Below are 4084 nucleotides of genomic sequence, written 5' to 3' on the forward strand. Positions count from 1 at the left end.
CTAAGCCCTCCTTCGCGGGCGGTGTCGCCAAGATCTGGCTCGACGGCAAGGTCAAGGCGGACCTGGCCGAGTCCACCGCGCAGGTCGGCGCGCCGCAGGTGTGGGCGGAGGGCAACACCGGCAAGGGCGTCAAGGTCGCGGTACTCGACACCGGCGTGGACGTCGAACACCCGGACCTGGTCGGCCAGATCGGCGCCAGTGCCAGCTTCGTCCCGGAGGAGTCGGACGTCCTCGACTACCAGGGCCACGGTACCCACGTCGCCTCGACGATCGCCGGCACCGGCGCCGCGTCGGACGGCCAGGAGCGCGGTGTCGCCCCCGGGGTCCGCCTGGACGTCGGCAAGGTGCTCAACAGCGAGGGCACCGGCCAGGATTCCTGGATCATCGCCGGCATGGAGTGGGCCGCCCGGGAGCAGCAGGCCAGGATCGTCAGCATGAGCCTGGGCGGCGACGGCGACCACACCGACCCCCTGAGCCAGGCGGCCGACCGGCTCAGCCGCGAGACGGGCGCGCTGTTCGTCGTCGCGGCGGGCAACAGCGGCCCGAACTCCATCGGCAGCCCCGGCGCCGCGGATTCGGCGCTGACCGTCGGCGCCGTGGACTCAGCGGACCACCTCGCCGACTTCTCCAGCACCGGCCCTCGGGCCGGCGACGCCGGTCTGAAGCCGGAGATCACCGCCCCCGGCGTGGACATCGTGGCGGCCCGTTCCCACTTCAAGCGGGGCACGGGCTACTACACGACGATGAGCGGTACGTCGATGGCGACGCCGCACGTCGCGGGCGCGGCGGCGCTGCTGGCCGCGGCCCACCCGGACTGGCCGGGGCCGCAGCTGAAGGAGGCTCTGGTCAGCAGCTCGAAGGCCACGCCGCAGTACACGCCGTACGAGGCGGGTGCCGGTCGCCTGGACGCGCCGGCGGCCGTGCACTCCTCGGTCTTCGCGACCGTCAGCGCCTTCTCCGGTTTCCACTCCTGGCCCCAGACGCCGGGCGAGACCGACGTCCAGAAGGTGACGTACACCAATGTCGGCGACGCGCCCGTCGCCCTGGACCTGGCGATCGACTCCCCCGTACCCGCCGGGCTGTTCAGCCTGTCCGAGCGGAAGGTCACCGTCCCGGCGCACGGCACGGCCTCGGTCTCGCTGACCGCGGACCTGGACCGGCTGCCGCTCGACCAGACGGTCAGCGGCATGGTCACCGGTACGGACGGCACCGGAAAGGTGCGGGCCCGGACCCTGATCGGCGCCTCCAAGGAGGGCCGCCGGCAGACCCTGACGGTCACCGCCAAGGACCGGTCCGGCAAGCCGCTGGCGGGCCGGGTCATGCTCACCGCCGAGGGCCTCTTCACGACGATCGACCTCGACGAGTCGGGCACCGGCACGGCGCGGCTGCCCGTCGGCACCTACAGCGGCTGGCTCACCGGCGACGTCCAGGGCGCGAACGGCCCGCACTCCCTGGGGAAGGCGCTGCTCGCCTTCAACGACGTGCGCCTGGACCAGGACCGCACGGTCACCCTCGACGGCCGCGAGGCCCGTCAGGTCCTGGCGCGCGCCCCCAAGGAGACCACTCCGGTCGCGCCGCGCCTGGACGTCCACCGGTCCTTCGCCGACGGCAGCCTGCTCGAGTCCTCCGTGCTGCCCGACGAGACCTACGACAGCGTGTGGGCCCTCCCGACCGGCAAGAAGGTCACCGACGGCACGTTCGAGTTCGGCGCCCGCTTCCGCCTGGAGCAGCCGGCCCTGACCGTGAGCGCGGCGTCCAGGACCTACGCCGATCTGCTGGTCAAGCGGGGCGCCACACCGCTGCCGGCCGGCACCCGGACCCTCACGGCGGTCTATGCCGGCCAGGGAACGGCCCAGGAACTGGCCCGCGCCGGCGTGCGCGGCAAGGCCGTGGTGGTCCGGGGCGGCGGCCTGGGCGCCATCGCCGGACAGGCCGAGGCCGCGGCGGCCGCGGGCGCCCAGGTGCTCCTGGTCGTCAACGACGGCATCGGCCGCCTCCAGCCCTGGGACGAGGTCCCGTGGAGCCCGGAGAGCCCCGCGCCGTTGACGGTGGCGACACTGGACGCCGACCAGGGCGCCGAGCTGATCGGCGCGCTCGGGCGCGGCCCGGTCAAGCTGAAGGTCGTCTCGAACCCCGCCACCGACTACGTCTACGACGTGGTGCGCCACTGGACGGGTGCCGTCCCGGCGGACCCGACGTGGCGTGAGAAGGAGAAGGACCTGGGCCGGGTGGACGTCTCCTTCCGCAACTACCGGCCGGGCAAGGCGATGCAGTCCCGCACCGACGTCTGGCGGGGCTGGGCGGTCGGCAACCAGCTGACCGCTCCCGCCCAGGGCGACCGCACCGACTGGGTCACGGCGGGGACGACCTGGCTGGACGACGCCTTCATCCAGGGCGAGACCGGGCAGCACTCGATCGACCTGCTGAGCTACCAGGCCGGCGGGACGGCCCAGGTCACCTGGTTCGGGCCGATCCAGCGGCCCCGGATGGGCCCGGTGGGCTACCAGCCGGTGCGGTACCTCGACACGATGTACATCACCGCGCCCGGCTGGGGTGACTCCGGTTCCGGCCACGTCGGCGAGGCCGAGGCCAACTACGACGTGAAGGACTGGATGGCTCTCTACCAGGGCGACCAGGAGCTCGACTGGGGCAACGCGGAGTGGCTGCAGGTCCCCTCGCTCCCGGCGGAGAAGCTGCCGTACCGCCTGGTCGTCGACAACGACCGCGCGGACTGGGCGAATCCGTACTCCCGGCACACGCTGACGGAGTGGAACTTCACCTCCGCGGCCACCGGCAGTGAGTCGTCGGTGTCCCTGCCGCTGATCCAGCTCGACTACGGCGTGGAGACCGACCGGGCCGGCAAGGCCGACCGGCACGCCGAGCTGACGGTCGCCGCGTCGCATCTGCCGGGCACGACCACCGCCATCGGGAAGCCCTCGCTCGAGGTCTCCTACGACGACGGGAAGACGTGGCAGCGGGCCGACCTGGACCGCGACGATGACGGCTGGCGCACGGGCCTGCGCGCCCCGAAGTCCGCGGGCTTCGCGACGCTCCGGGTCACCGCCCGGGACAGCGCGGGCAACGGCGTCTCGCAGACGATCACCCGGGCGTTCGGCCTGCGCTGACACCGGACGCACCACCGTGTGGGCGGGACCGCGACGAGCGGCCCCGCCCACCGGCGTTTCCGGCGGGGGCCGGCCGGTCGCCCGCGGGGGCTCCGCGCGATACGCGAGATCCCCCTGCGGGGTCCGCCCGCCCCGCACCGCGCCGGCTCGGGTGCGGCGCCGCGCGTCGCGGCACTTCGCTGACCCCGCGCCGGACGGCGACGCCGGCCGCTCCCCGCACGGGGCCGCCCTCGGTCAACGCCTGCGGGCAGCCCGCCCTCCCCTCGGCATCCCGCGCACGGTCGCCGACCGGCAGGCGACAGGACGGCGGCAGCGGAGACGGTCGCCGGCGCGCGGGTGGGCGCCGACGCACGGGTGGACGGCGCCGCGCGGAGGCGGCGGCGCGCGGGTGGACGGCGACGCGCGGAGGCGGCGGAGCGTGATGGCGCGCACATTGAGCAGCGGGGGCCTCGCGGCGGTGCGGCGGCCACCCGGCACGCAATCGTCACCTCCTTGACAGGTGATGATGCGTGTGCGACTGTCGCCATCAACCGCGGTGGTGCCCGACTCCGCCCCGACCCCCACCGGAGGGTTCCCGTGAAAGTGCTCAGCGTCATGAAAGTGGCCACCGTCGCCGTGGCCGTCGTCACCATCGCCTGCGGATGCTTCCTCCAGGTCTTCTGAGGACGGCGCGGCAGGAGAGAGGATGACCGGAATGCCCAAGACGCAGAAGACGCAGGAGACGCAGCAGGTCGCCAAGGTGGTCAAGGTCGTGAGGGTGGTCGGCGCCGCGGACGGCGGCGCGCCGGCGCGCAGCGCCCGCTTCGGCGCCCTGCCCGAACGCGTCAGGCCCGAGGACACCACCGAGGTGGTCCCCATCGTGGCGCGGTACCCCCCGCAGGACCTCTACGACCACGAGAAGTGGCTCACCTGCCGATGGGTGTAGCGGCGGAGGCCGCGCCCCCAAGGGGGACTGGGGT

Annotated in this window: 2 protein-coding genes; both read left to right on the forward strand. The window is 73.8% G+C overall.

Annotated features, from left to right (window positions below; all coding sequences use genetic code 11):
- Nucleotides 1-3125, forward strand: a 3125-nt coding sequence (locus ACRWND_RS30395) for a S8 family serine peptidase (RefSeq protein ID WP_431955130.1), incomplete at its 5' end; no start/stop codon positions are given.
- A 694-nt stretch (nucleotides 3126-3819) separates the two neighbouring features.
- Nucleotides 3820-4050, forward strand: a complete 231-nt coding sequence (locus ACRWND_RS30400) for a hypothetical protein (protein WP_431955132.1) — start codon at nucleotides 3820-3822, stop codon at nucleotides 4048-4050.
- The last annotated feature ends 34 nt before the right edge of the window (nucleotides 4051-4084 follow it).

It is taken from the genome of Actinacidiphila sp. bgisy167 (genome assembly GCF_965342175.1).
Taxonomy (GTDB): Bacteria; Actinomycetota; Actinomycetes; order Streptomycetales; family Streptomycetaceae; genus Actinacidiphila.